This is a genomic window from Nonomuraea guangzhouensis, from assembly GCF_019396345.1.
Classification (GTDB): Bacteria; Actinomycetota; Actinomycetes; order Streptosporangiales; family Streptosporangiaceae; genus Nonomuraea; species Nonomuraea guangzhouensis.
Genome location: NZ_JAHKRM010000044.1, coordinates 59,309 through 84,668, shown reverse-complemented (window position 1 = coordinate 84,668; position 25,360 = coordinate 59,309). Strand labels below are relative to the sequence as shown.

Genomic DNA, 25,360 nt, shown 5'->3' with positions numbered 1-25,360 from the left:
CTGTCAGGGGCGCCCAAGGGGCTTCTTGAGGGCACAGCGAGGCCCCTTTTGTGGGGCCCGGTGAAATTAGTCGAGAAAGGTCAGCGGTCAGAGGAAAGGGAGGACGTCCAGAGAATCATGTGGTCGGCGTTGTAGGTCGTAGAACGTCCCAACGCCACCACCTCCGACCCCATCACCGTCACCGCCGCCAGCCACTGCATCCCCTGCCCCGCCAGCCGTCCCTTCGTCAGGTCCACCCGGTTCCACGTCAGGCCATCCTCGGACAGCCAGACCGCGCTGTCCCCTTCCCCGGGCCTGCCGTGCCAGCCGACCGCCACCAGCCCCTGGTCCGCCGCCGCGAGGTCGTACACGGCCGCCGCCTGGTCAGCGGGCAGCCACGCCGTACGCCAGGTCGTACCGTCGTCTTCCGAGACCGCAGCGAAGGCGCGGCGCGAGCCGGGTGTCTGGGCCGTTCCGATCGCGATGATCTTGTCCTGGTACGCCACCACCTGCCGCAACCCGGCGGAACCCGCCTCCGGGGGCGAGACGCGAGGCCGGGACTTCCAGTTGACGCCGTCCTCCGAGAACCAGACCACGGTGCTCTCCTGGTCGCCGCCGCCCGAGCCGCCGATGGCGATATATCCGGACGGCGTGGCGGCCACGTCGTACACGCGCACGCCGGAGCCGCTCTGCGGCAGCTTCTTCGACCGGGTGAACTTCCGCAGGTCGGGCGTGAACCAGAGCGCGGCGCCGGGGACGCCCGCCGCGTTCCTGTCCTCGCCGGCCAGCACGTAACCCGCCTCGCCGGCGGCTACGACGTGCATGCCCAGGTACTGGTGGTCCTGGGTCCGCGCCAGGTCGCCTGAGGCGGCCACCTTCTTCCAGGTGCGGCCGTCCGCCGAGGACACCAGGAGCGGGTCGGTGACCGACGTGTCCGACTGGGTGCTGCCGACGGCCAGCCAGCCGCGGCGGCCATAGGCGACATCATCGAGTATCTGCTGGTTCGTCCCGCCGAGGCTCATGGAGGTCCAGGACTGCCAGTTCAGGCTTGTCCAGATGCCCGCGTCGCCGGAGGCCGAGCCGACCGCGACGTACCGGCCGTCGTGACCGGCCAGGCGGGTGGTCTGGCGGGCGATCCTCGACAGGCCGTCGACGCCGGCGAGCCGGATGCGCGTCGCGTCGCCGCGCGGGGGCGCGGTCATGAGGACGAGCTGGTTCTCGACGTCCGCCGTCGCCTGGTCGCCGCCCGCGAACAGGGTGCCCGAGTCGGAGATGGTGAAGCCGCGCAGCGTGGCGCCCGGCAGGTTCCCGAGGTCGGTCCGCTTGGCCCAGCCACGCCCGTCGGAGCTGGTCAGGATGGAGTACTTGCCGAGGTTCGCCTGGCTGACCGCGGCGATGCCGGACGGGTAGGTGATCAGCTCGTCGATGCCGGGGCTCGTACCGCTCAGGCCGCGGATCGAGCCGCACTGGGCCCACTGCGCGCCGGTCGGCGAGCAGTAGACACGCACGTCGCCGGTGATCGTCCGCTGCCGGGTGGGTACGAGGACGAACTGCTTGGGCAGTACGGCCACCGACGACCCGGTCGTGGCCTCGGGCAGCTGGAACTCGGTGGGCTGGAAGGTGGCGCCGCCGTCGCTCGACCTGACGACCCGTGAGCCGTCGCCCTGGCCGGACTCGGCGATGGCCACGACGGTGTCGCCCTTGGCCACGACCGCGGTGAGCTCGCGTGCGCCCAGACCGCTCGTGTCCACCCGCTTCCAGGCGCGCCCGTCCGGCGACTGCCAGGCCGCGGGTCCGCTTCCGCCGTTTCCGAGCGTCGTACGGCCGACCGCGACGAACCCCGACGACGTCCTGGCGATGCCGGAGATCAGATCACCGTTCCGGAACGCCGACAGGCCGCTCTGCTCCACGGCCGACCAGCTGAACCCGTCGGTGCTCGTCCACAGGCCGCGCTCGCCGCCCACCCCGTCGCCGCCGCTCGCCAGCCAGCGACCGGCGCCGCCCACGACCCGCTGGACCGTCGGGGTGCTCGCTCCGCTGATCTGGCCGAGCTGCCACGTCTTGCCGCTGTCCGGCGAGAACAGGAACAGCGGCCGCGGCGTCGGGCTCGTCGTGTCGCTGCCGACGGCCACCACGGCGCGGCCCACGGAGGTCATGTCGTTGAGCTTCTGGTCGGAGCCGTCACCCGCCGAGGGCACCGTGAACAGCTCGTCTCCCGAGCGTTCGGTGCCGTCGGACAGCGCCAGTCCCGGCTGGTCGGACGAGCTCCACTGCCACACGAGCACGCCGCCGCCCACGAGCAGGACCAGCGCGAGGAGTATGGCGGCCGGCGCGGCCAGGCTGCGCCGGCGTACCGGACTCGCCCTGCGGATCGCCGACGGAGCGGGGCCACGATGGTGCCTGCCGCTGGAGCCGCCGGGCCGCGGCGGGCCCGACGCGACGAGCAGGTCGGGCCTCGTGGGCCGGCCGGCGGGCGGTCGCCCGACGCGCCGCACCTCGCCCTCCTCCTCTGGAGGTGCCTCGGGCTCCGGCTCGTCAAGATCTTCTTCGGGCTGGTTCTCCGTCTCGAACCAGGACCGGGGTTCGTCCTCGGCCGGAGGTTCGGCCTCGGGGCGAGGTGGGCCGCCGGCCACCAGTTTGTCGGGATAATTCACGACCCGTCGGCGGCGCGGCTCCGTCTCGGGTTCCGCCGTCGGGGAGCTGTACGGCCGGCGCCCCTTGGGCGGGTCAGGAGGCTCGTCCTCGGGGACGGGGGAGGAGAAGGGCGGCATACCCCAGGGGGAGGACACGGGTAAGCCCCGAGTCCGATCATCGGTGGGACCCGGCGGAGAGTGCCGGATCCGGGGCTCGTTCGCGGGCTGCGGGTCGGCGGCTCGCTCTGGCCGGGGGTCGTCACCCGGCGGGTCGCTGGGGCCGGAGGCCACGCGTCGCACCTCCTAGTACGTACTGATCGAACTGAGCGAACGAGCCCGGTAGAGGTATGCCGGATCGTTCCAGGGCACCCTCGCCGAGATGATCACCTCCAGAATCCTCGCCCACTCACAGGATCCAGAGCAACACGACTGAGCCCGAATGGCGAGACCTCTCTAGCGAGATTCCTGGCACCAGCTATCTATTTATCCCGAAACAGTGCCAACTGACCGCTTTTTGGCTAGGTACATCACCCCAACCGCGAACACACTCAACTGCACCACGGTCCCCGCCAGCGACTGCCAGGGCACCTCCCCCTGCTGTAGCGCCTTGTCCAGCTCCCCCGCGGCCGCGCTGATCCCGAACGCGAGAACGTTGTTCGTCACGTGCAGCGCGATCGGCGCCTCCAGCCCGCCGGTCCGCACCGCCAGCCACCCCATGAGGGCGCCGAAGCTGAACACGTCGACGAGCCCGGCCCACGTGTACCCGTGCAGGGCCGCGAACAACGCGGAACCCAGCAGGATCCCCCAGATCGGGTTCCGCAGATGGGCCCCGAACGCCTGCAGGACCCAGCCGCGGAAGATGTACTCCTCGGCGGCGGCCTGGAACGGCACGAGCAGCGCGATCGCGATCAGCGAGGGCAGGAACGCGCTCCACCCGGCCCAGCCGAACATGTCCGTGACCTGCTTCCCGGTCACCATCATCGCGACGGCCTGGGCGGCCTGCCCGAGCGCCAGGGCGATCACCGCCAGCACCAGGCAGCGCAGCAGCCACGGCCAGCGCAACCGCCCGGCGACCGAGGAGAGCGACCCGGGCCGCCGCCGCTGGACGAGCGCGACCGTACCGAACACCGCGGGGAGCACGGCCGCGATCGAGAGCAACAGTACGACCAGCCCGAACACCGGATCGCCGAACAACTGGTCGGGCCGTAGCGGTGCGGGGATACCGAGGATCGTCGCCAGCACCGCGCCGACGAACAGCACCACCGCCCCGATGACGACGAACGCGATGGCCACCACGATCGTCCCGACGATCTCCCGCCATGGGCCGCGGTCACTCACTCTGGCCAGGTGGTCGTACCGCGCGCCCTGGGGGGTCGGCAGGAACCAGGGCTCCCGAGCGGGTACGGGCGGCGGCTGGTAGGGGTAAGCCGGTGGGCCCGGCGGCTGCGTTCCGTACGGAAGCTGGGGTCCAGGATTTTCCTGCATCTCTACATTCTGTCCGGGAGATGAGCATTAGTTCACAGACGATCCGTTAGTTTGAGCGGATGCTCGGTGGAGTAAGCATTTCGACCCTGGGAGCAGTTCATGTCAAGGCTGGGACCTGTCATCACCCTGACAGCGGGCGCCGCGCTCGCCGTCGGGCTGGGTGTCGCCAGCATCACCGCGACACCGGCGGCGAACAACACGGCCGCCGCCACCTCCAACGAACCCCCCGCGACCGAGACCGCCGCCGCGGCTGAGCCTTCCGCCGAACCTTCTGCGGAGCCCACCGCTGCCGCCGCGACCCCCGAACCAGAACCCACCGAAACCGCCGCGAAGACCATCGACAAGGCGGACTACGGAGGCTACGTCCGGGGCAACGGCGGCCTGATCGCCATCTCCACGCGCGACGGCAAGACCATCGGATATTTCTGTGACGGCAAGACCGAGGCCTGGTTCAAGGGCAACGAGAAAGACGGAAAGATCACCCTGAAGGGCTTCGGCGCCGCGGCTGTCGGCGGCACCCTGGGCGGCGGCAAGGCCACCGGCTGGATGACGGTCGGCGGCAAGAAGTGGACCTTCTCCGCGGCCAAGGTGGTCAAGCCCTCGGGCCTCTACCGGGCGACCGCCCAGGTGCGAGGCGCCAAGATCCGCGCCGGCTGGATCGTACTGAAGCAACCGCAGGGCGGCTTCAGGCAGGTCGGCGCCGCGTTCTCCGACGAGAAGCAGCTGCGGATCCCCGAACTGAACGTCTACCAGCCGACTGCCCCGGTGCCGCTCGATGACGACACCACCCTCAACCCGAAGGATGTCGACGGCTTCATCCAGGAGATGCAATGACCGCCACGGCGCACAGGCCGACCAGCATCACTCCCTTACTGATCCCGCTGCTGGTCGGCGGCCTGGTGGCGATCGCCCTCGGCGTCTTCGGACGCGTCCACACCCCCACTGGCTTCGCGGTCGGCCCCGCCGGTTTCTCCGCGGCGCTGCCGATGAAGGTATGGCTGACGACGGGCGCGTTCGTGCTCGCCGCCGTCCAGGTCATCACCGCGATGTCCATGTGGGGCAGGCTCGGGGTCTCCATCCCGCCGGCCGTACATCGCTGGTCGGGCCGGCTGGCCTTCCTGCTGACCATCCCCGTCGCCTTCCACTGCCTGTACGCCCTGGGTCTGCAGTACGACGTGCCCAGGGTGCTCGCCCACTCGCTGCTCGGTTGCTTCTTCTACGGGCTGTTCACGACCAAGATGCTGGTCCTGCCCAAGCGGGGCACGCCTGGCTGGACGCTGCCCGTGATCGGCGGGCTCGCGTTCACCGCGCTGGTCTGCCTCTGGATCACGTCATCGTTCTGGTTCTTCACCACGATCGGCTTCAAGGTCTGACGGCCTTGACGGCTTGGCGGCCCTAGCTCTCCGGGCTGAACGTCTTCGTACGGCTCAGCCCGGCAGCCCGGCCCTTGGCCGCCACGACGAGCGCCATCTTGCGCGAGGCCTCGTCGATCATCTCGTCCCCCAGCATGACCGCGCCGCGCTTCTCGACCGTCGTGTAGTAGTCGTACGCCTCCAGGACGAGCTCGGCGTGGTCATAGTCCGGCTGCGACGGCGAGAACACCTCATTGGCCGCCTCCACCTGCGCCGGGTGGAGCACCCACTTCCCGTCGAACCCGAGCGCTGCGGCCCTCCTGGCCACCCGCTTGAACCCCTCGACGTCCCTGATCTGCAGATAAGGCCCGTCGATCACCTGCAGATCATGCATCCGCGCGGCCATGAGCAGGCGCATCAGGATGTAGTGGTACGCGTCGCCCTCGGTGTAGCCCGGCGGCTGCTCCCCCACGACCATCGTGCGCATGTTCACCGACGCCATGAAGTCGGCCGGCCCGAACACCAGCGCCTCCAGCCGCCTCGACGCCCCCGCGATGGCGTCCACGTTGACCAGCCCGCGCGCGTTCTCGATCTGCGCCTCGATCCCGATCCGCCCCACCCGCAACCCCATCGTCTTCTCAATCTGGGTGAGCAGCGTGTCGAGCCACACGACCTCGGTCGAGTCCTGCACCTTGGGCAGAATCAGGCAGTCGAGGTTGTCCCCCGCACCCTCCACCACCTCGATCACGTCACGGTAGGTCCACTGCGTCGACAGATCATTCACGCGTACGACCCGCGTCTTCCCCGTCCAGTCACCCTCCCGCAACGCGGTCACGACGTTCTTGCGGGCTTCATCCTTGACCAGAGGAGCGACGGAATCCTCCAGATCGAGGAACACCTCGTCGACGGCCAAGCTCTGGGCCTTCTCCAGGAACCTGGGGTTACTACCTGGGACAGCGAGAACAGATCGACGTGAGCGCATGCGCACACGCTAGTGCCCTGCCCGTGGCTCGTCGCACCACACCCGCCTACCACCCACCCGTTACCCATTTACCGGCTTGACCGTCTGACGCCCGCCCCACACAAAGGCCTTCGCCTTGGGCGCTTCGCGCCTATGGACGCTCAGTCGCTTCTTCCAGTCGGGCCAAGCCCCGACCCCTGCAGGCCCTCGCTCCGCTCGGACGCCCTATTGGCGCGGGCTCCGCCCGCGCACCTTCCGGAGCCGGCCAGGTGCTTCGAAAGCCCATTGCGGACAGCAGGAGGCGAAGATTCCTGGCCATACGGTGGGCATTATCGCAGGTCAACTAGGTTACGTGGGCGTTCTGCCGGACAGTTCGTGGGCATTCTGCCGGACAGTTCGTGGGCATTCTGCCGGACAGTTCGTGGGCATTCTGCCGGACAGTTCGTGGGCATTCTGCCGGACAGTTCGTGGGCATTCTGCCGGACAGTTCGTGGGCGTTCTGCCGGACAGTTCGTGGGCATTCTGCCGGATACTGACCGCCCCGGCTGCGCCATTGTTCGTGATCTTCTGTTGGCATCAACCCCGTCCGGTGGATGCGGGTTGCCCGGGATTCTCCTGTATCGCAGCATGTCATCTCGGGTGTGGTGAAGCCGGACCTACCGCGCCTCGCCGCACAGCAGCGCTGCCCACACCTCGTAAGCCTGGCGTAGCGGCCAGCGAAAGGTCTCCTTGATCTCATGCTGGGGCGCGCATTGGAGAGTCCGGCGGATGAATGCCTGGCCGCCGGCCTGGCACAGCTCGTAGAACGTCGCGCGGCATTCACAGGTCCAGGCCAGAACGCGGACCCGGCTCACCCCGCAGAACGACGGATGCCAGACCAGTTCCATGTGCTCGTGTTGTGACACAGGTATGTGCGGCCCCAGGCACGCGTCCGAATCGATCACGATGAGCTGCCCATCAGCAGTGCGGACGGATGATTCTGGCGGAGTTCCGCGTACCGAAGAGCGACTCGACGAGCAGTGGTCACCGGGTCATCGACCGGAGCGAACGCGTAGACCCATCGCCCAGTGTGCGAGGATTTCCGCCCCGACCACCAGCGGTAGCACCAGCCGTCGGTCCAGACCACCAGGTCGGCCCATACGGACATCAGAGCGAGCCCATGTCCTTCGTGGATATCGGCCTGGATGCCAAGCGCCGCCAATTCATCGCGCAATCGCCTGGCGGCTTGCGACGGCATTACAGGCGATTCTCTATGCGCGCTCAGCGGCCGGAATCCCGTTGCGGTCGAATGCATGCTTCAACGCTATGAGCAGGCCCGATAGGCCCGGAAGTGCGATTTCGTGTCACTTCTTCATAGCTGCCGACAGAAGTGACACACGCGGTGCCACAACTCAGTATTCAAGTCTCACAAAGTCCGCGAGATCGCACATTTCATCGGTGAGTGTGCGCCGCCTGCCAATGATCCCCTTCAGGATGTCTCTGGCATAGCGCTGGTTCGTCATCCACTCCGGGGCATCGCGCCGAACACCTTGCAAGATCTCAAAAGCCTCATTGTGCCGATGCATGCGCCGGTGAGCCTCGGCCACGTCGAGGAGATGCCGGTTCCGGTTGTTGGAGGTCGGGCGCAGGTCGGTGACCGGGATCGTCTGCGAGAGCTGGAGAACCTTGTCCGGCCGGTCCTCGATCATGGCGTTCTCCACGCGCTTCATCGCGACGGTCACTGGGCCGAACGTCCGAAGGAAGTCTTCGCCCGGCGTCAGGTCGTGGCCCATGGCCACGGCTGCGGTGCGAGCGAGGCGGATCGTGTCGTCCGCTTCTCCAGGCCGGTTGTCTCGGATGGCGGCGGCAGAGGAGCGCAGCAGCAGCCAGCCCCAGGCGGACAGCTGATGCGGTGTCGCGCGAGAGATACGAGGTTCCACCTCATCGGCCCAGCGCGTCGCCAACCGGCGGGCTTCGTTGAGGCGACCCTGACGCAGGAGAAGCCAGCAGTGCGTGCTGATCGTGGCCGCCGCGTCCAAGGAGTCGTTCATGTCATCCATGGCCCGCGACAGCGCGAACTCGGCCTCGTCGAACTGGCGTGTCTGGGTCATCAGCCAGCCGATGAGGTGCAGCAGCCTCCCTCGTACGTGGCGCGCCGACAGGTCCGTCTCTGTGAGCGCGTCCGCGTCCCTGAGCATCACGGGCAGCATCGCGGCGAGTTGCGAGTAGCGATCCTGTTTCCACAGCGGCATCGACGCTGCCAAGGCCTCGCCCAGACCGTCTCGCGTCGGTGCTTCTGAGGGCTGACCATCGAGTCCGTACAGTGCCTGCCGTACCGGCGTCCACAGGCCGAGCGTCTCCTCGTCCGCCGACTCCGCGTCCAGTCGGATCATCAGCGAGGTCGTCGGCACCTTGAGGGCCACCGCGATCTTACGCAGCGTCTCCAGCCGTACATCTCTTCGCGCGTCCTGCTCCAGCTTGCGGACAAGCGAGACGGACACGCCGGCAACGTCGGCCAGGCCCCGCTGAGTCAAACCTCGGCGCTTCCGAACGCTGCGAAGGCGTTCGCCAATCGTGGCCACGACTCCATGCTAAAGACGGCCCGCCGAATGGCGGCGTGATCGCGAAAAGCTGGCGACCTCGCACATGGTCATGCAGACGACGCCCTCCTGGTCTCAAACGTCTCAGCTGTGGAACGGATCGGAGTCGTCACGAGGATCGCGTTCAGCGATGATCCCCTGCCGAACGGCTTGGAGTGTTGCGCCTGCGACGTAATAGCGCCCCCTGTTGGAGCCGCGAGGTTCCAACAGACCGAGGGATGCCAGCTGGCTGAGATCGCGGCTAGCCGTAGCAAAGGAGATCTCCTCATCGCCACCGCGTTTGAGCCAGGCTCGGTAAGTGGCATTGCGCACCCGCTGCCCCACGGCTGCGTCGAACAGTGCAGTAAGTGCGCGCTCTGGCAAAGCCTGCATTTTGGTTAGGCGTTCGAGTTCAACCCACAATCTGCCCGATTCGCGAACGCGGACGAGCACCGTGCGCGCTTGCCGCAGATGAGCGGTGAGCGCGAACCGCAACCACGGCCGAGCGTCACCATCGGGCCTGTAGTGACCCTGTCCGACCTCGCCGAGCACGTTGTAGTAAGCAGGCGTATTGCGCCCTAGATATTCCTCGATGTTTATGAAGATCGGGCTGAGCACACCTTCCCGCGCGATGATCAGCGATTGCAGACAACGAGCCATCCGACCATTGCCGTCTCGAAACGGGTGGATCATGACTAGGTTCAGATGCGCCATAGCGGCCCGCACGATGGGCGGCCCACCGCGATCAGTGGCGGTAAAACCGTTCTCCGCTGCGAGTAGCGCCGTCAACTCGTCCATGAGCGCGGGCACCTCGTCGACAGGTGGGCCCTCATAAACGATATCCCCGCTGGCATCATCGCGAACGTAGATATCACCTGCACGCCACTGCCCCGGCCGGGCGCCAAGATCATACGAAGTCATCATGAAGTGCAGGACCTTGATCAGCTGACGATTGTATTCAAAGTCCTTCTCCCGAGCGATTTGCAGAACATACGTCATCGCCTCGCTATAGCCCCTGATCGCTTGTTTCGTGTCATCCGCAGCATCGATCGGCTCGGCCCCGTCAGCGATGGCCGCCGCATCGTCGAGCTTGGCGTCATAGCCTTCGATCGAGTTGGACCCCTGCACGGCGCGGGCGAAGCTCTGACGACGCAGCAGGCCCACCCAGCGGCGGGGCTCATGGAGCTGGCTGCGGAGGCGCTCCCTGAGCTCGTCGATCTCGCTGAGCACGCTCAGCTCCTGGTCGTCCAGTTGCGGGGTGGCGTAGAGCATGCTTCATATTACAATTCAATCCAACATCATGAGCGATTGTATCCAACATCATGAGCGATTGAATGTGACAACGTTGCACGCATGAACCACAGCAATGCCCCCAATCCGCCCAAACACGTACAGCAATAGCTCGCATACACAGCGCCATCACAAGGCCGCCGCACGGCGTTCAGTCGCGATGGCCAGCTGAACGCGCGGGCTGGATCCGCGTTGGACGGCGCGCGAAGAACCTTGGTGACGAACCAAGTGACAACGAACATGGACGACCGGGATCACCATGGCGGCATGTGTCTCACGCAAACACTCACCCGCCTTTACGTAGTCTGGACTTGTGGACGACGTCCTGAAGGGCCGAGGGTGCTCGTGGGTGTTCGAGACGGATGCGTTACGGATCACACCCGACCCCTCAAAGGCCCCCAAACTGCTCTCCGAGCTCGGTGAGCGGCTCCTGCCCTACGAGGCGCTCGCCGACGTCACCCTCACGCCCGGCAAACGCGGCACGGTAGTCCTGCGCGTGATCCCCAGGCGGGGCGCGGACCCGGTCACCACAGTCGCGGCCGGGCAGCTCAAGGAATCGCTCGACCCGTACCGGCTGGTGCTGCCCGCCGACAAGGAGACGCTCGCCGACTACTACGCCGAAGAGATGCGCGCGGCCATCAGCGACCGCAGTCCGGCCGAGCGCTTCATGGTCGCCGGCCCGTCGGCGCCACGCGGCTTCAAAGCCTGGGACGGCGCAGCCTCCTTTGACGGCGACACCGTCACTTTCACCTGGTTCTGGTCCGGCGCGTCTACGGCCAAGTACCGGGCAGGCGATCAGCGCTTCCAGGTCACCGACCTGGAGGACGTCGAATGGCACGCGCCGGAGGGCGCCAGCGGCTCGCTTCGGCTGAAGGTCCGCGGGCGGCAGTCCCCCGCTGACGCCAACAAGGACCCCGCGTCCGTGATCTTCAGCCTTGGGTGGGGCGCTACCCACCACTCGCTGCCCTTCGCCGCCGCTGTACTGGCCGCGATCCAGACGGCCGCCCCGACGCCGATACTGGGCACGACCCCCGCGCTGGAGCCACAGTCGAGTCGCGGGCATACCGAGCTGGTCGATTTGATCTTGAAGCTGGGTGAGCTGCGGGATGCCGGGCTGCTGTCGGAGGAGGAGTTCCAGGCCAAGAAGGCCGAGCTGCTGTCCAGGATGTAACGGGGACCACGCAGGGGCCGGTTAACAGACGGGGTTGATGGTGAATTCTTTCAGACGGTCTTGCGCAACGAAAGAATCCTTTACATGATCTTCCTCGTCACCCCTTGTCTCTCCCAGCAGAAGGAAGACACATGCGCGTGCGTACAACCCTCCTGTCCTTAGGGCTGGCCGCTCTGACGGTCACCGGCATCAGCGCTCCTGCCCAGGCCGACACCTGGATCTACAAGGGCGCCTACCCCACCAAGTCCGCGTGCGCCAACGCGGGCCTGTCGTACCAGCGTCAAGGCTGGGACGCGTTCAAGTGCGTGCTGGTCTCGGCCAGCGAGGTCGACCTCTACGTCAAGTAGGTCCCGGCGGTCAGGGGCGGCGCGGTCCGGATTCCGGGCGGCGCCGCCGTTCCATGCTCTGCCCCAAAGCCCATGCTCTGCCGCAAAACCCCGCGCCGTGCCGGCCGGTCAGAGGAAATCTCGCCAGAACTCGACCAAGGTCGACGGTGTCCAGTTTTCGCCGATCTCCCACTCGTCGTCGCTGAACTCATGCTGGATGTAGTCGGCCAGGTCGGTGCCGTAGAAGATGATGTCGGTCTGATGGATGGACAGCACCGGATGCCCGTAGGTGCCGCGGCCCGCGGGCAGGTAGCGGTGTCCATAGACCGGAACCATCTTGGGGACCTGTTCGAGGTGGAATCGGGCGGTCTCCTTGGCCAGTTCGAGCGTGGCCGGGCGCCGGCCCCACGTGGGATGCCAGAGCGTGTCGTGCTCGACATCGGAGAGAGCTCCTTCGATCGGCCAGGCGAGCTGGTGCCGCAACTCGTCAGGGTCGCCGTGGCGCCAGTCCGGCCAGGGCCGCTTCCAGGTCTGGCCCGGTCCTGGGGGTGAGTTGAGAGGAAGTCCCGAGGCGAGAAACGCGCGGTGGTCGTCGGCGAATTCGAAGCCATACGCCTGCTCGACGCGGGCGAACTCGGCGGCCGACGACCTGCTCCCCCGAACTGGTCGCACGCGCAGCGACAGCCCGCCCCGGTACAGTCGAGGCGTGAGCGACATAGCCGCGGCCATCGAAGAGGGCGCGAAGAAGTCCGACGTCCTCTGGCTCACCCTCGACCGCCCGCGTCTGGCCTGGCACGCCTGGCACGAGGGTGCCATCTACCTCGTCACCGGGGGCGGCGAGCAGGAGTTGCCGGGTCTCGTGGGGCTCGACACCGTTCAGGTCATCCTGCGTAGTAAGGACAACGGCTCCAGGCTGGCCGATTTCGAGGCCGATGTGCGGGTGGTCGACCAGGCGGCGGCGCCCGAGGCCATCGCCGCGCTGGCCAAGGGGCGGCTCAACGCCCCCGACAGCGAGCACCTGACGGACCGCTGGGCACGCGAGTCAACCGTACTGCGGCTCACGCCCCGCTGACCGACCGCCCAAAGACCCGCGCCACACTGACGGGCCGCACAAAGGCTCACGCCCCGCTGACCGGCAGCACGAAGACCCACATCGCGCCGACCAACGAGCTCCACGACTCACACCGCGCCGACCGGCCGCTCGAGCTCATCCTTGGGGAGCTCCCTGCCGGGCTCCGGGTCAAGCGGCAGGCTCGGCTCCGGCCGGTGGGCGGTGGCGGTCTGGGCGAGGAGGGCGCCCGTGAGGACGATCAGGCCGCCCACGATCTGGAACGCACCCAGCGTCTCCCCCACCAGCGCCCACGCGATCACCGCGCCACCGATCACCTCCAGCGAGGCCACTGTCGCGCCCACCGCCGCCGTCAGCCGCCGTACCGCGTTCACGCTCAGGATGTACGCGGCGATGGTGGCGATCAGCACCATCCACAGGTACGCCCCGAGCACCGGCAGCGCGTGGCCGTCCTCCGGGGTGGAGGTGCGGGTGAAGGCGTCCCACGGGATGTTCCACGGCTGGGAGAAGGGCACCAGGATCACGGCCGACCCGACCAGGCCCCAGCCGATCAGCCCTAGGGGGTCGACGTCGTCGCCGAAGCTGTCGCTCATCAGGAAATAGCCCGCGCAGCAGGCTCCGGCGAGCAGGCCGAGCAGCAGGCCCAAGGTGTCGAGGCGCAGGCCCTGCCAGGCCTCCACGACGATGGTGAGGCCCACCACCGCGGTCACGGCACCGACGTAGGCCGCGCGGTGCAGCCGCACCCGGCGCACGAAGCGTACCCAGAGCACCACCATCACCGGCGCCATGAACTCCAGCAGCAGCACGATCCCCACCGGCAACCGCGTGATGGCCACGAAGTACAGCGACTGGACCCCGGCCACCGCCACCAGCGCGTACAGCGCGAAGAACGGCAGCCGGGAAGGTGGGATCCGCAGCGCGCGCGGCTTCACCACGGCCAGCACGGCCACCAGCAACAACCCGGCGCCCGCCATGCGCACCCAGACGGCCTCGATCGGGGCCAGGCCGGCGGCGATCAGGTACTTGGCCATCGGGCCGGAGCAGGCGAAACAGCACGACGACACGAAGGCCAGCGCGAGCCCTGGGTATTTCACGACCAACCTCAACTTCGTAATTACCGTAAGACAGTTTTGATACTGTCATGTCGGGCGCCGGAAGCGCAACGTGGTCGCACTGTTAGCCTGCTGACGTGAAGATCTTCGTGGCCCGCCTGGCGGGGACCCCGGTCTTCGACCCCGCTGGCGATCAGATCGGCCGCATCCGAGACGTCGTGGTCGGGCCGCACGACGGCAATCCGCCGAGCGTGCACGGCATGGTGGTCGAGATCCAGCCGCGGCGCCGGGTGTTCCTGCCCATCACCAGGGTGCGCGGCATCGAAGCGGGCTCCGTGATCTTCACGGGCCGGCTGAACATGCGCAGGTTCGAACAGCGCGACACCGAGACGCTGGTCATCGGCCAGATGCTCGACCTCACCGTACGCCTCGACGGCGAGCCGGTGACCGTCTACGACGTGGCGATGGAGGAGACCAGGCCGTCGTTCTGGCAGATCACCAAGGTGGCCATCTACCGGGGCAAACGACGGCGCGAGACGCGGATCGTCGACTGGGGCGAGGTGACGGGGTTCGGCGTCCTGCAGAAGGACCAGGGGGCCGCCGGGCTGATCGCCGCCTTCGAGTCGATGCGGGCCGCGGACCTGGCCAGCGCCCTGCACGATCTGCCGGACAAGCGCCGGATCGAGATCGCCCGCGCCCTGGACGACGACCGGCTCGCCGACATCCTGGAAGAGCTGCCGCCCAACGACCAGACCGCCATCCTGCGCGCGCTGGAGGTGGAGCGCGCCGCCGACGTCCTGGAGGCGATGGACCCCGACGACGCCGCCGACCTGCTGCACGACCTGCCCGACGAACAGGCGACCCAGCTGCTCGCGCTCATGGAACCCCAGGAGGCGGCACCCGTACGACGGCTGCTCACCTACGCCGACGACACCGCGGGCGGCATGATGACCAGCGAACCGGTGATCCTGCCGCCCACCGCCACGGTCGCCGAGGCGCTGGCCCACATGCGGCAGAAGGACCTGACGCCCGCCGTCGCGGCCCAGGTCTACGTGACCAGGCCGCCCACCGAGACGCCGACGGGCGCCTATCTGGGGGTGACCCACTTCCAGCGGCTGCTGCGCGAGCCGCCGTCCACGCTGGTCGGCTCGGTCATCGATCCCTCGATCGACCCGATCAGGCCGGAGCTGACCGTGCATGAGGTCGCCTCCTACCTGGCGAACTACAACCTGCTGGCGGCACCGGTCGTGAACGAGCTGGGCAGGCTGGTCGGCGCGGTGACGGTCGACGACGTACTCGACCACATGCTTCCCGAGGACTGGCGAGAAAGGGCACATCGTGACGACTGAACGCCTCGACCAGCCACGCGCGCTGCGCCGCTCGCTGCGTCCGCACTACGACCCCGAAGCGTTCGGCCGGCTGTCCGAGCAGATCGCCCGCTTCCTCGGCACGGCCCGGTTCATCGTCTACATGACGGTGTTCGTCGCGATCTGGGTGACCTGGAACATCGCCGCCCCGCCGAACCTGCAGTTCGACTCGTATCCGTTCATCTTCCTCACGCTCATCCTGTCCCTGCAGGCCTCCTACGCCGCGCCGCTGATCCTGCTGGCCCAGAACCGGCAGGACGACCGGGACCGCGTCCAGTACGAGCAGGACCGCGCGGCGGCCGACCGGAACCAGGCCGACGTCGAATACCTGACCCGCGAGATCGCCGGGCTCCGGCTGGCGATCGGCGAGGTGGCCACCCGCGACTACCTGCGCTCGGAGCTGCAGCGGCTGGCGGAGGAGCTCAAGGAGCGTCGGTGATGGCCAGTTTGGCGAGCATCTCGCGGATCAGGCTGATCTCACCGGAACCCAGCCGGTCGAGGAACTCGGACCTGATCCCGCGCAGGTAGGTGGGGGTGGCCTCGGCCAGCCGGGCCGCGCCCCGGTCTGTCAGCACCGCGAACAACCCCCGCGCGTCGCTCGCGCACGCCTCGCGGCCCACCAGCCCGTCGCGCTGGAGCCGGTCGATGAGCCTGGTCAGGCCGCTGCGCGAGAGCAGCACCCGGCCGGCCAGGTCGTTCATCCGCAACCGCCGCCCCGGCGCCTCCGACAGCTGGGTCAGCACGTCATAGGAGGCCAGCGGCAGGCAGTGGGCCACGAGCAACTCGGTCTCCAGATGGCGGGTGATGTGCACCTGGGCCCGCTGCAGCATCCGCCAGACCGTCAGCTCCTCGGTGGTCAGGCCCTCGTCACGCTGAAGAGTCACGGAGTAACCTTAGAACGTTGCACGGACACCTAAAACAGCTCGGATTATCCGCGCGAGGTCCCTGGTTCATACGATGGAGGGGCATCCTCACCGGCGTGCAGCGCCCGGTCACACATATACGACTAAGGAGGGACGGCACTCCCTCGTGCCGAGACTTCGATGGCACCAACACAGGAACAGGTGACGGCGGCCCTCGCCACCGTCATCGACCCCGAGATCCGTCGCCCGATCACCGATCTCGGCATGGTCAAAAGTATCGACATCGGTGCCGACGGTGTCGTGCGCGTGGGTGTCTATCTCACCGTGTCCGGCTGTCCGATGAAGGACACCATCCGCCGCGACGTCGCCACCTCGGTCACCAAACTGGACGGTGTCACGGGCGTCGAGATCGAACTCGACGTGATGAGCACCGAGCAGCGCAAGAAGCTCCAGACCATGCTGCGCGGCGACCGGGGACCCGAGAAGGAGATCCCCTTCAACCAGCCGGGCTCGCTGACCCGCGTCTTCGCGGTCGCCAGCGGCAAGGGCGGGGTCGGCAAGTCGTCCGTCACCGTCAACCTGGCCGCCGCCATGGCCGCCAACGGCCTCAAGGTCGGCATCGTCGACGCCGACATCTACGGCCACAGCGTCCCGCGCATGCTCGGCGCCTCGGAGCGTCCCACCAAGGTCGAAGACATGATCATGCCGCCGGTGGCGCATGACATCAAGGTCATCTCGGTGGGCATGTTCAAGCCCGAGGGCAACAGCGCGGTGGTCTGGCGCGGGCCGATGCTCGACCGCGCGCTCCACCAGTTCCTCGCCGACGTCTACTGGGGCGACCTCGACGTCCTGCTGCTCGACCTGCCGCCGGGCACCGGCGACATCGCCATCTCGGTGGCCCAGCGGCTGCCGTCGGCGGAGATCCTCGTCGTCACCACCCCGCAGATGGCCGCCGCCGAGGTGGCCGAGCGGGCGGGCTCGATCGCCGCGCAGACACACCAGCAGATCGCCGGTGTCATCGAGAACATGTCCTGGCTGCCGTGCCCGCACTGCGACGAGCGCATCTCGGTCTTCGGCGAGGGCGGCGGCCAGACGGTGGCCGACGCGCTGACCCGGGCTCTGGGGGCCCGTGTCCCCCTTCTGGGCCAGATCCCCATCGACCTCCGCCTCCGGGAGGGCGGCGACGAGGGCAAGCCGCTCGTGCTGACGGACCCCGACTCTCCGGCCGCGGCCGAACTCCGCACCATCGCCGCCGGCCTGAGCAAGCGCTCCAGCAGCCTCAAGGGGCTCCAGCTGGGGCTCTCTCCGAACCGCTGATGGGTTTAGTTAGGGCCTGCTCTCAGAGCAGGCCCTACAAGCCTTTTTTGTTTTACGGCAGGCCCGGTGAGCCCCACCCACTACACGGGGCCTGGCTCTGTCCAGGGGAACGCTCCTCCGGTGGAGGTGGCGGGCCGCCGTGACGAGACGGTGAGACCGCCCGCGTGGGATTCGCGCCTGAGGCGGCTTCCGTGTCAGCCTCAGGTGGCTTCCGCGTCATAGGGCGGCAGTTCGCCATAGCCCAGCTCGTCGACCGGCTCCGCGACGTAAGAAGCGGTGGCCGGTTCGAGCTGCGGGGACTTGTTGGTCCAGTCGTCTTCGTCTTCCAGCAGGTGCTTGCGGACGAAGTTCTTGGGGTTGAGGTCGCTGGGGTCGAAGTTCTGGAACTCCGGGCCCAGGCCCGCACGCAGGTCGTCGCGCGCGCTGTTGGCCATCCGGCGCAGGTTACGCAGCGTCTTACCGGCCTGCGAGGCCGCCTGAGGCAGCTTGTCGGGACCGAAGACGAGCAGCGCGATGACGACCAGCGCCCCGATCTCCAACCACCCGAGTCCGAACACCGTGAGCTCCTACCGCTTCAACCAGACCGGGGACGACCCCGGCCCCTCCAGACTAAGGGCAATCGCCCCCGCCCCGGTCGCCAGCCCCTGACCAAACAACCTCAAAACCGCAACATCCCGGCAAAACCGAAACTACACCGGCCAACCGCGGACCCCGCGGGCGGTCTCACCGTCTCGTCACGGCGCTGAACCACCTCCACCAGAGGAGCGTTCCCCTGGACAGAGGCCGGCCCGGCACGGTGGGTGGGGCCCACCGTGCCTGCCGTAAAAGATAGAAAGATTTCAGGACGGCGTCGGCGCGGGGCTGTCGTCGGCGGTGACCGTCAGCTTGGCGGTGCGTTGCTGGCCGGCGCGCTGGTACTTGACGGTGATCGTGGAGCCGGGAGCCTTGCTGCGGATCAGGGCGATCAGCTCGTTGCCGTCCTGCAGCGTCAGCCCGTCGATCTCCAGGATCACGTCACCCGCCTTGAGACCGGCCTTCGCAGCGGGGCCGTTCGCGTCCACCGGCGCGCGGCCTTCGACCGGGTCCGAGGAGATGCGGACACCCTGGCCCTTGTAGTCCTTGTCCAGGACGATGCCGATCTTCGGACGCTTGGCCTTGCCGGTCGTGATGATCTCCTCGGCGACGCGGCGCGCCTGGTTGACCGGGATGGCGAAGCCGAGGCCGATGCTGCCGCCCTGGCTGCTCATCGAGCGGCTCAGGGTGGCGATCGCGGAGTTGACCCCCACGACCTCGCCCTTGCCGTTGACCAGCGGGCCGCCCGAGTTGCCGGGGTTGATCGCGGCGTCGGTCTGGATCGCGCTGATGTAGGCGGGTTCCTCGGTGCTGGTGCCGCTCTCGTCGCCCGCGATGACCGGGCGGTTCAGTGAGCTGACGATGCCGGTGGTCACCGTGCCGGTGAGACCGAGCGGGGAGCCGATCGCGATGACCGGGTCGCCCACGACCACCTGGTCGGAGTTGCCGAGGGTGATCTCGGGCGTGCCGAACGTCTCTTCCGGCTTGACCACGGCCAGGTCGGAGCCCGGGTCACGGCCGACGATGCGGCCCTTCGTGGTCTTGCGGTTGTTGAACATGATCTGGATGTCGCCGCCCTTGGCGGCCGGGGCCACCACGTGGTTGTTGGTGACCACGTAGCCGTCCTTGATCAGGAAGCCGGAGCCCGACACGCCTTCGGCGCTGCTGGCGTTGACCTCCAGGGAGACCACGCTGGGCAGCACCCGCGAGGCCACGCCGGCGATGGAGTCGGGGGCCCGGTTCGTGGCGGCGCTCGGGATCGGGCCGAGGCTGTAGGAAGGGTCGGTGCCGCTCCCGCCCGACCTGGTCAACAGGAATGTGCCGACGCTGCCCAGCCCCGAGGCGACCAGGGCGATGACGACGGCCAGCACGATCAGGACGCCGGTGCCGGGACCACGCCTGCCCGGCGCTCCCCCGAAGCCGCCCTGCGGACCGCTGGGCGGTGGCGCCCAGCCCGCGCCCATGCCGAGCGCGTTGGGCGGTGGCGGCGGGCGCTTGTCGCCGCCATAGGGCGGCGCCCCCGCCGAGTTGCCGAAGTAGGGGCTCTCGTAGGCGCGCGTGCTGTTGTGTGGCGTCTCCTCAGCCCGTGCCTGGCCCGGGCCAGGGTAGGACGGGCTGCCGTAGGACGCGGTGTCCGCGGGACGGCCTGAGGGGTCACCCCATCGGCCGCTCTCGAACGAGGCGGTCTCGGACCGCCATCCAGACTGCTCCGCCTGATCATCGGCGGGCAGGAACTCCGGCCGCCCCTGTGGGTCAGGGAAGTCCGACGGCATGCGTCCTTCAGGTGGGCGCGACTCGTCGGTCATCTAGATCTCACCACTCCTTGCCTCGGACACCGCAATCATGGCGTGAACGGCATACGAGAGTCGTAAAGCAATTGTCAGGCAATCCTGCAACATATGTGGACACCTGACAGATTCCCGAACTCAGATCGTATGCCCCTGACACCCTCGACTACGCCATACCGAGTATCCCAGGCATTCCTGGGAGCGGACCTCAAGATCAGGGCGTGGCGGTGGGCAGAGTAGTGGTCGGCGATGACGTGGGCGTGTGCCGCGCCTGCTCGAACATCTCGGCCGGCGGAGCCTGGGCGGTCTGGCCGACGCCGGAGACGGCGAAGAAGGTGCCGAGCGCGACGGCCGCGGAGACCACGCCGACCGCCACATAGGTGCTGCGCCGCCTAGGCCCGCGGCCAGGGCCCGAAGCGCCACCACTCGCGTCCCTGCGCGGGCGGTTGTCCAGCGGGGCGATGCTGTGCGGCCCAGGGATGGGGACGCCGCCGAACGTCCGGGTAGGGAAAGGCCGCTCCCTGGGCGGCAGGGGGCCACCGGGCTCGGACATCCGCAGCAGCGACATGGTGAGGTCGGCCGGCATCACCGGGCCGTCGAGCGACCGCAGGCGCGACTTCAGCGCCCGCATCGACTCGACCTCCCGCCGGCAGTCACCACAAAAGGTCAGATGGGCCAGCGCGCGGTCGCGTTCGGTGTGATTCAGTTCACCGTCCACGAGCGCGGAAACACGTTCTCCAAGATGCGACATATCAGACTTCCTCCCCACGGGTCCCCGATGGGAATGATGGCGGGGGGAGTTGGGAATTACGGGGGGCCCGGTGATCGAGCGCCTCCCGCAACTGCGCCCGGCCACGGTGAATACGGCTTCGGACCGTACCCAGCTTGACGCCGAGCGTGGCCGCGATCTCCTCGTACGACAGACCCTCGATGTCACACAGCACGATCGCCGCCCGGAACTCCGGTGCGAGGGCGTCGAGCGCGGCCTGGATGTCCGGCTCAAGGTGGGCGTCATCGAACGCCTGCGCCGGTGACGGCTCGCGCCCGCGCAGCCGTTCGGCCGCGTCGTCGGCGAGCCCCTCGAACCGGATGCGCTGCTTGCGCCGCGCCATGTCGAGGAACAGGTTCGTCGTGATCCGGTGCAGCCAGCCCTCGAATGTTCCGGGGGTGTAACTCGACAGGGACCTGAAGACCCGCACGAAAACCTCTTGGGTGAGGTCTTCGGCATCGTGGACGTTGCCGGTCAGGCGATACGCCAGCCGGTATACGCGTGCGGAATGAGTCCGCACCACTTCCTCCCAGGTGGGAGGAGTCCAGTCAGACACGGGAGTATCGGCCTGGTGGTCACTTTCGTCCACCAGAACTCCTCTCATTGGGACCACCGCTACCGCCATAGTGCCTGGTTTCGTCCCTTCGTGCGTACTGCCTGCCTTCCGGACCGGCAAAGCCCGTTTAAACCTGCAACGCCTCAAGGCCGTCTTGAGTTCCCGTCCCGGCGTGTCTCCCCTAGGCTGCGATCGGTGACCAATCGCACGAAAGTGGGGGGAGGAGGCCGATGACCAGTCCGGTAGAGGCCACTCTGGCCTATGCGGAGCAGTTCCATCACGAAGATGAGATCCTGCACGCGGCGCGGCTGCGCGGCCTGGAGATGGGTGCCACACCCATCCTTCCCGGGGGCGGAGCGGCACTCTGCTTCCTCGCCACGGCCGTCAACGCCAAGTCGGTCGTCGAGATCGGCACCGGCTGCGGCGTCTCAGGTCTCTGGCTGCTCCGCGGCATGCGCCCCGACGGCACGCTGACCAGCGTCGACGTGGAGCAGGAGCACCAGCGGCTGGCCAGGCAGGCGTTCGCGGAGGCCGGGTTCTCCGGCGGGCGGGTGCGGCTGATCGGCGGCCGGGCACTCGACGTGCTGCCCCGGCTCTCCGACGGCGGCTACGACATGGTCTTCGCCGACGGCGCCAAGCAGGAGTACGCCGACTACCTGGCCGAGGCCGTCAGGCTGCTGCGCGTGGGCGGCATCGTCGCCTTCGACAACGTTCTCTGGCACAACCGCGTGGCCGACCCGGCGCAGCGCGACCCCGACACGGTCGCGCTGCGCGAGCTGGGCAAGCTCGTGCAGTCCGACGACCGCCTGCGCTCGCTGATGATGCCCCTGGGCGACGGGCTGCTCGCCGCCGTCAAGACCGCGCCCTAACGCGTCAGCCACTCCAGCAGCACCCGCACCCCGAACCCGGTCGCGCCCTTGGTCAGCACACCGTCGTCCACGGTGCTGCGCCCGACGCCCGCGATGTCGAGGTGCGCCCACGGCCGCTTGCCCGCGAACTCCCGCAGGAACAACGCCGCCGTGATCGACCCGGCCCCATAAGTGGAACCGCTCTCCACGTTGGCCAGGTCCGCGATGGGCGACTCCAGTGCCCGCGCGTAGTCGTCGATCAGCGGCATCCGCCACAGCCGGTCGTCACTGACCTGCCCCGCGTCGACCAGCCGCTGGGCGAGGTCGTCGTCGGTGGCGTAGACGGCGCCGTAGCCGCGGCCCAGCGCGATGGTGATCGCCCCGGTCAGCGTGGCGATGTCGACGACCGCGTCGGGGTCGAGCTCGGCGTCGGCGTAGGCGAGCGCGTCGGCCAGCACCAGCCGCCCCTCGGCGTCGGTGTTGAGCACCTCGACCGTGCGTCCGCCGTAGTGCGTGATGACGTCGCTGGGCCGCTGGGCCGTGCCCGAAGGCATGTTCTCGGCCGACGCGACCAGGCCGGTGACCCGCACCGGCGCGCCGAGCCGGGCGAGCGCGGAGATGACGGCGATCACCACGGCGCCGCCCGCCATGTCGGTCTTCTGGGTCTTCATGTTCTCGTTCGGCTTGAGCGACAGGCCGCCCGAGTCGAACGTGATGCCCTTGCCCACCAGCACCACGTGCCGCTCGCTCGGCTCGGCCGGGGTGTAGGAGAGCTGGATGAGGCGGGGCGGGTTGGCCGAGCCCCGGCCGACGGCCAGGATGCCGCCGAAGCCGTCCGCCTGGAGCTGCTCCTCGTCCCAGACGCGTACCGGCACGTCGAGTTCGGCCGCGCGCTCGGCCAGCCAGGCCGGGTTCTTGACCGACGCGGGCGTGTTGGTCAGGTCGCGGGCCAGCGCCACCGCCTCGGCCACGGTCTGGCCCCGCCGGACCGAGCCCTCGTCGGCGCCCACGAACGTCAGCGCGCGCACGGACTGCTTGCCCGGCGCACCGATCTTGAAGGTGTAGGCCGCCAGCAGCGCCGCCTCGGCGAAGGCCGTCACGTCGCCCGTCGGCGGCACCACGACCAGCGCCTGCTTGCCCTTGGCCTTGCGGGTGAGCGCCGTCGCCGCCTTGCGCAGCGCGCGCGGCGAGCCGTCGCCGACCCCGTACAGCAGCACCCGGCCGACACCGCCCTCCCGCGCCACCGGGACCTCGATCACCTCACCCGCCTCGCCCTTGGCGTCGTAGTGCGCCAGCAGGGCCGCCGCCGGCACGTGCAGGTCGAGCTCGATGGCGGGAACGAGATCGGCGTCAAAGGGCACCGCCAGCAGCTCGACGTCCGCCGGGACGTCGGCCACCACCGATGCCGTGGTCTCAATGGGCACGGAACTCCACCTCAAACGTCGGCGGCCCTGGCGCGGATGCACGCCAGGGCCGGGAAACGACCTGTATCTCGGGAAACTCTCAGCCGACGACGCTCTTCAACGCCTCGCCGAGCGCCTTCGCCTCGTCGGCGGAAATCTCCACGACGAGCCGGCCGCCACCCTCCAGGGGGACCCGCATAACAATGCCGCGCCCTTCCTTGGTGACCTCCAGCGGACCATCGCCGGTCCGCGGCTTCATCGCCGCCATGCGTGCATCCCTTCCTGCCTTGGGCTCCCGCGGCCCGCGATTTCGACCGCCCGTGAGGATGGCCGACGCATTCACGTCATCTGTGATGTCCTATTCTCCCGCATCGAGAGCGCTCATGGGTAACGATCTCCTCCCAGAATGCGTTGTCCCGGCTGGCGAAGGCGTCCAAACTGGACTTCGTGCACGCTCGCGCCGCTCTGTTCGACCTCTATGGAGACCACCTGCGCTCGCGCGGTGGGCAGGCGTCCGTGGCCGCGCTGGTACGGCTCATGAAGCCCTTGGAAATCGCCGCTCCGGCCGTACGGACCGCTGTTTCCCGCATGGTGCGCCAGGGCTGGCTGCAGCCCGTCAGGCTGCCCCAAGGCGCCGGTTACGGACTTACCCCGAAGTGCGTCAGACGTCTGGACGAGGCGGCGTTGAGAATTTACCGAGCCGGAACTCTGAGCTGGCGTGGCCGGTGGCACGTGATCGTGTTCGGGCCGGTCAAGGACCGTGCGCGCAGGGAGCGGATCCGCGCCGACCTGACGTTCCTGGGGTACGCCGCACTGTCGGAGACGACCTGGATCGGCCCGCGATCGTCGATCGAACTGGACAACCTGCTGGACAGTGAGGGCGTACACGCCGACAGATTCGACGCGGCGCTGGAGGGCGATCCGCGCGAACTGGTGGCCCGCGCCTGGGATCTGACCGCCATCGGCGCGGCGTACGAACACTGGCTGTCAGAAGCTGTCAATCTGGTCGGCGCGCTGCCCGGCGGCGCCCCGGTTGATCAGGTGTTCGCGACCAGGAGCAAGCTCGTGCACGGATGGCGCAACTTCCTGTTCCAGGATCCCGGCCTCCCGCCGGAACTGCTGCCGTCCGGCTGGCCGGGAGAGAAGGCCAGGGCCTATTTCGAGCAGGAGGCGAGCCGCCTGCTGCCCGCGGCCGCCGCGTTCGTCGACAGGGAGCTACTTTGATCCGTTATGACGTGACCGATTCCGTGGCCACCATCACCCTCGACCGGCCCGACGCGATGAACTCGCTGACCGCCCAGCTGAAGACCGCCCTGCTCGACTCGCTGCACCGCGCCGCCGCCGACGCCGGGGTCCGCGCGGTGCTGCTCACCGGCTCCGGACGGGCCTTCTGCGCGGGCCAGGACCTGCGTGAGCACGCCGACAACCTGGAGGCGGGCCGCGGCCTGGCCGACACGGTCCGCGAGCACTACAACCCGATCGTGGAGCTGATCACCACCATGGCCAAGCCGGTCGTGGCCGCGGTCAACGGCGTGGCCGCCGGGGCGGGCGCCTCGCTGGCCTTCGCCTGCGACCTGCGGGTGGCCTCGGAGAAGGCCAAGTTCGCGATGGCGTTCACCGGGATCGGCCTGGCACCCGACTCGGGCGCGTCGTGGACGCTGGCCCGCCTGGTCGGCCCGGGGCGGGCGGCCGAGCTGCTGCTGCTCGGCGAGCCGCTCACCGCGGCCCGCGCGCTCGAACTGGGCGTGGTCACCCGTGTGGTGCCCGCCGACGACGTGCTCAAGACCGCCCAGGAGCTGGCCGTACGACTGGCGGCGGGGCCGACCGTGGCGTTCGCGGCCACGAAGCGGGCGCTGGCCTACGCCACGACGCACTCGCTGCCGGAGACCCTGGCCTTGGAGGCCGACCTGCAGGACGCGTGCGTGGCCACCCAGGATCACCTCGACGCCACGCGGGCCTTCCTGGCCAAGGAGCAGCCGTCGTTCCGCGGCCGCTGACCCC

General features: G+C 68.4%; 27 protein-coding genes. 11 read left to right on the top strand and 16 right to left on the bottom strand.

The features are described from left to right. Positions 1–80 precede the first annotated feature (80 nt). Both KME78_RS55650 and KME78_RS55645 read right to left on the bottom strand, forming a co-directional pair. Positions 81–2,768 (bottom strand): DUF6242 domain-containing protein, encoded by a 2,688-nt coding sequence (locus KME78_RS55650; protein WP_219538162.1) that lies wholly within the window; start codon positions 2,766–2,768, stop codon positions 81–83. A 327-nt stretch (positions 2,769–3,095) separates the two neighbouring features. After that, a complete protein-coding gene (locus tag KME78_RS55645; RefSeq protein ID WP_219538161.1) occupies positions 3,096–4,097 on the bottom strand; it encodes a CPBP family intramembrane glutamic endopeptidase in 1,002 nt (333 codons plus the stop codon). A gap of 99 nt (positions 4,098–4,196) precedes the next feature. Between KME78_RS55645 and KME78_RS55640 the strand changes: the two genes are divergently transcribed. Next, the gene (locus tag KME78_RS55640) at positions 4,197–4,931 is read left to right on the top strand and encodes a hypothetical protein (protein WP_219538160.1); all 735 of its coding nucleotides are present in this window, start codon (positions 4,197–4,199) and stop codon (positions 4,929–4,931) included. Then, positions 4,928–5,470, top strand: a complete 543-nt coding sequence (locus KME78_RS55635) for a DUF6529 family protein (protein WP_219538159.1) — start codon at positions 4,928–4,930, stop codon at positions 5,468–5,470. Before KME78_RS55640 ends, KME78_RS55635 begins: the two co-directional genes overlap by 4 nt. Positions 5,471–5,492: 22 nt before the next feature. Here KME78_RS55635 and KME78_RS55630 read toward each other — a convergent pair whose 3' ends face one another. The 5 genes from KME78_RS55630 to KME78_RS55610 all read right to left on the bottom strand — a co-directional run bounded on the left by KME78_RS55630 (position 5,493) and on the right by KME78_RS55610 (position 10,240). Further along, positions 5,493–6,431 (bottom strand): HpcH/HpaI aldolase/citrate lyase family protein, encoded by a 939-nt coding sequence (locus tag KME78_RS55630; RefSeq protein ID WP_219538158.1) that lies wholly within the window; start codon positions 6,429–6,431, stop codon positions 5,493–5,495. Between the two features lie 635 nt (positions 6,432–7,066). Further along, on the bottom strand, positions 7,067–7,297 hold the full coding sequence (locus KME78_RS55625; RefSeq protein WP_219538157.1) for a hypothetical protein: 231 nt from the start codon (positions 7,295–7,297) through the stop codon (positions 7,067–7,069). Between the two features lie 53 nt (positions 7,298–7,350). Then, positions 7,351–7,704: a hypothetical protein gene (locus KME78_RS55620; protein ID WP_219538156.1), complete on the bottom strand. Its 354-nt coding sequence runs from the start codon at positions 7,702–7,704 to the stop codon at positions 7,351–7,353. A gap of 97 nt (positions 7,705–7,801) precedes the next feature. Then, positions 7,802–8,971: a helix-turn-helix domain-containing protein gene (locus KME78_RS55615; protein WP_219538155.1), complete on the bottom strand. Its 1,170-nt coding sequence runs from the start codon at positions 8,969–8,971 to the stop codon at positions 7,802–7,804. Positions 8,972–9,073: 102 nt separating this feature from the next. Continuing rightward, positions 9,074–10,240 carry a Fic family protein gene (locus KME78_RS55610; protein WP_219538154.1) on the bottom strand — a complete coding sequence of 389 codons (1,167 nt, stop codon included), beginning with the start codon at positions 10,238–10,240 and terminating at the stop codon, positions 9,074–9,076. Positions 10,241–10,571: 331 nt separating this feature from the next. Here KME78_RS55610 and KME78_RS55605 point away from each other — a divergent pair, with 331 nt between their 5' ends. Both KME78_RS55605 and KME78_RS55600 read left to right on the top strand, forming a co-directional pair. Further along, positions 10,572–11,429 carry a DUF4429 domain-containing protein gene (locus KME78_RS55605; RefSeq protein ID WP_219538153.1) on the top strand — a complete coding sequence of 286 codons (858 nt, stop codon included), beginning with the start codon at positions 10,572–10,574 and terminating at the stop codon, positions 11,427–11,429. Positions 11,430–11,560: 131 nt separating this feature from the next. Further along, a complete protein-coding gene (locus KME78_RS55600; protein WP_219538152.1) occupies positions 11,561–11,776 on the top strand; it encodes a hypothetical protein in 216 nt (71 codons plus the stop codon). 108 nt (positions 11,777–11,884) lie between these two features. On the opposite strand, the gene KME78_RS55595 is transcribed toward KME78_RS55600, so the two are convergent. Next, positions 11,885–12,472 (bottom strand): hypothetical protein, encoded by a 588-nt coding sequence (locus KME78_RS55595; protein ID WP_219538151.1) that lies wholly within the window; start codon positions 12,470–12,472, stop codon positions 11,885–11,887. Between KME78_RS55595 and KME78_RS55590 the strand changes: the two genes are divergently transcribed. Beyond that, positions 12,462–12,827, top strand: a complete 366-nt coding sequence (locus tag KME78_RS55590; protein WP_246654576.1) for a hypothetical protein — start codon at positions 12,462–12,464, stop codon at positions 12,825–12,827. The genes KME78_RS55595 and KME78_RS55590 overlap by 11 nt on opposite strands. Before the next feature lie 107 nt (positions 12,828–12,934). Here the strand turns inward: KME78_RS55590 and KME78_RS55585 are convergent, their stop codons facing one another. Then, positions 12,935–13,918, bottom strand: coding sequence for an EamA family transporter (locus KME78_RS55585; RefSeq protein ID WP_219538149.1), 984 nt, complete (start codon positions 13,916–13,918; stop codon positions 12,935–12,937). Positions 13,919–14,013: 95 nt separating this feature from the next. Here KME78_RS55585 and KME78_RS55580 point away from each other — a divergent pair, with 95 nt between their 5' ends. Together KME78_RS55580 and KME78_RS55575 are read left to right on the top strand one after the other, a co-directional pair. Beyond that, the gene (locus tag KME78_RS55580) at positions 14,014–15,225 is read left to right on the top strand and encodes a magnesium transporter MgtE N-terminal domain-containing protein (protein WP_308127511.1); all 1,212 of its coding nucleotides are present in this window, start codon (positions 14,014–14,016) and stop codon (positions 15,223–15,225) included. Further along, positions 15,215–15,682 carry a DUF1003 domain-containing protein gene (locus KME78_RS55575; protein ID WP_219538148.1) on the top strand — a complete coding sequence of 156 codons (468 nt, stop codon included), beginning with the start codon at positions 15,215–15,217 and terminating at the stop codon, positions 15,680–15,682. The genes KME78_RS55580 and KME78_RS55575 overlap by 11 nt, the downstream gene beginning before the upstream one ends. Here KME78_RS55575 and KME78_RS55570 read toward each other — a convergent pair. Beyond that, complete coding sequence (locus tag KME78_RS55570) at positions 15,666–16,127, bottom strand: MarR family winged helix-turn-helix transcriptional regulator (protein ID WP_308127510.1); 462 nt, start codon at positions 16,125–16,127, stop codon at positions 15,666–15,668. The genes KME78_RS55575 and KME78_RS55570 overlap by 17 nt on opposite strands. A gap of 159 nt (positions 16,128–16,286) precedes the next feature. On the opposite strand from KME78_RS55570, the gene KME78_RS55565 reads away from it, so the two are divergent. Next, positions 16,287–17,423, top strand: coding sequence for an Mrp/NBP35 family ATP-binding protein (locus KME78_RS55565; RefSeq protein ID WP_219538147.1), 1,137 nt, complete (start codon positions 16,287–16,289; stop codon positions 17,421–17,423). Between the two features lie 200 nt (positions 17,424–17,623). On the opposite strand, the gene KME78_RS55560 is transcribed toward KME78_RS55565, so the two are convergent. The 4 genes from KME78_RS55560 to sigE all read right to left on the bottom strand — a co-directional run bounded on the left by KME78_RS55560 (position 17,624) and on the right by sigE (position 21,156). Then, a complete protein-coding gene (locus KME78_RS55560; RefSeq protein ID WP_219538146.1) occupies positions 17,624–17,980 on the bottom strand; it encodes a sec-independent translocase in 357 nt (118 codons plus the stop codon). A gap of 282 nt (positions 17,981–18,262) precedes the next feature. Further along, positions 18,263–19,801, bottom strand: a complete 1,539-nt coding sequence (locus KME78_RS55555; protein WP_219538145.1) for a trypsin-like peptidase domain-containing protein — start codon at positions 19,799–19,801, stop codon at positions 18,263–18,265. Between the two features lie 196 nt (positions 19,802–19,997). Next, positions 19,998–20,534 carry an anti-sigma factor family protein gene (locus KME78_RS55550; RefSeq protein WP_219538144.1) on the bottom strand — a complete coding sequence of 179 codons (537 nt, stop codon included), beginning with the start codon at positions 20,532–20,534 and terminating at the stop codon, positions 19,998–20,000. Between the two features lies 1 nt (position 20,535). Further along, complete coding sequence (gene sigE / locus KME78_RS55545; RefSeq protein ID WP_372451219.1) at positions 20,536–21,156, bottom strand: RNA polymerase sigma factor SigE; 621 nt, start codon at positions 21,154–21,156, stop codon at positions 20,536–20,538. A 182-nt stretch (positions 21,157–21,338) separates the two neighbouring features. On the opposite strand from sigE, the gene KME78_RS55540 reads away from it, so the two are divergent. Continuing rightward, positions 21,339–21,977 (top strand): O-methyltransferase, encoded by a 639-nt coding sequence (locus KME78_RS55540; RefSeq protein ID WP_219538143.1) that lies wholly within the window; start codon positions 21,339–21,341, stop codon positions 21,975–21,977. Here the strand turns inward: KME78_RS55540 and KME78_RS55535 are convergent. After that, entirely contained in the window at positions 21,974–23,380 is a 1,407-nt protein-coding gene (locus KME78_RS55535; protein ID WP_219538142.1) for a leucyl aminopeptidase, read from the bottom strand. The two genes, KME78_RS55540 and KME78_RS55535, sit on opposite strands and share 4 nt — an antisense overlap. A 79-nt stretch (positions 23,381–23,459) precedes the next feature. After that, positions 23,460–23,627 carry a DUF3117 domain-containing protein gene (locus KME78_RS55530; RefSeq protein ID WP_101788278.1) on the bottom strand — a complete coding sequence of 56 codons (168 nt, stop codon included), beginning with the start codon at positions 23,625–23,627 and terminating at the stop codon, positions 23,460–23,462. 179 nt (positions 23,628–23,806) lie between these two features. Here KME78_RS55530 and KME78_RS55525 point away from each other — a divergent pair, with 179 nt between their 5' ends. Together KME78_RS55525 and KME78_RS55520 are read left to right on the top strand one after the other, a co-directional pair. After that, positions 23,807–24,583: a PaaX family transcriptional regulator gene (locus KME78_RS55525; protein ID WP_308127509.1), complete on the top strand. Its 777-nt coding sequence runs from the start codon at positions 23,807–23,809 to the stop codon at positions 24,581–24,583. Next, a complete protein-coding gene (locus KME78_RS55520) occupies positions 24,580–25,356 on the top strand; it encodes an enoyl-CoA hydratase-related protein (RefSeq protein WP_219538140.1) in 777 nt (258 codons plus the stop codon). The genes KME78_RS55525 and KME78_RS55520 overlap by 4 nt, the downstream gene beginning before the upstream one ends. The last annotated feature ends 4 nt before the right edge of the window (positions 25,357–25,360 follow it).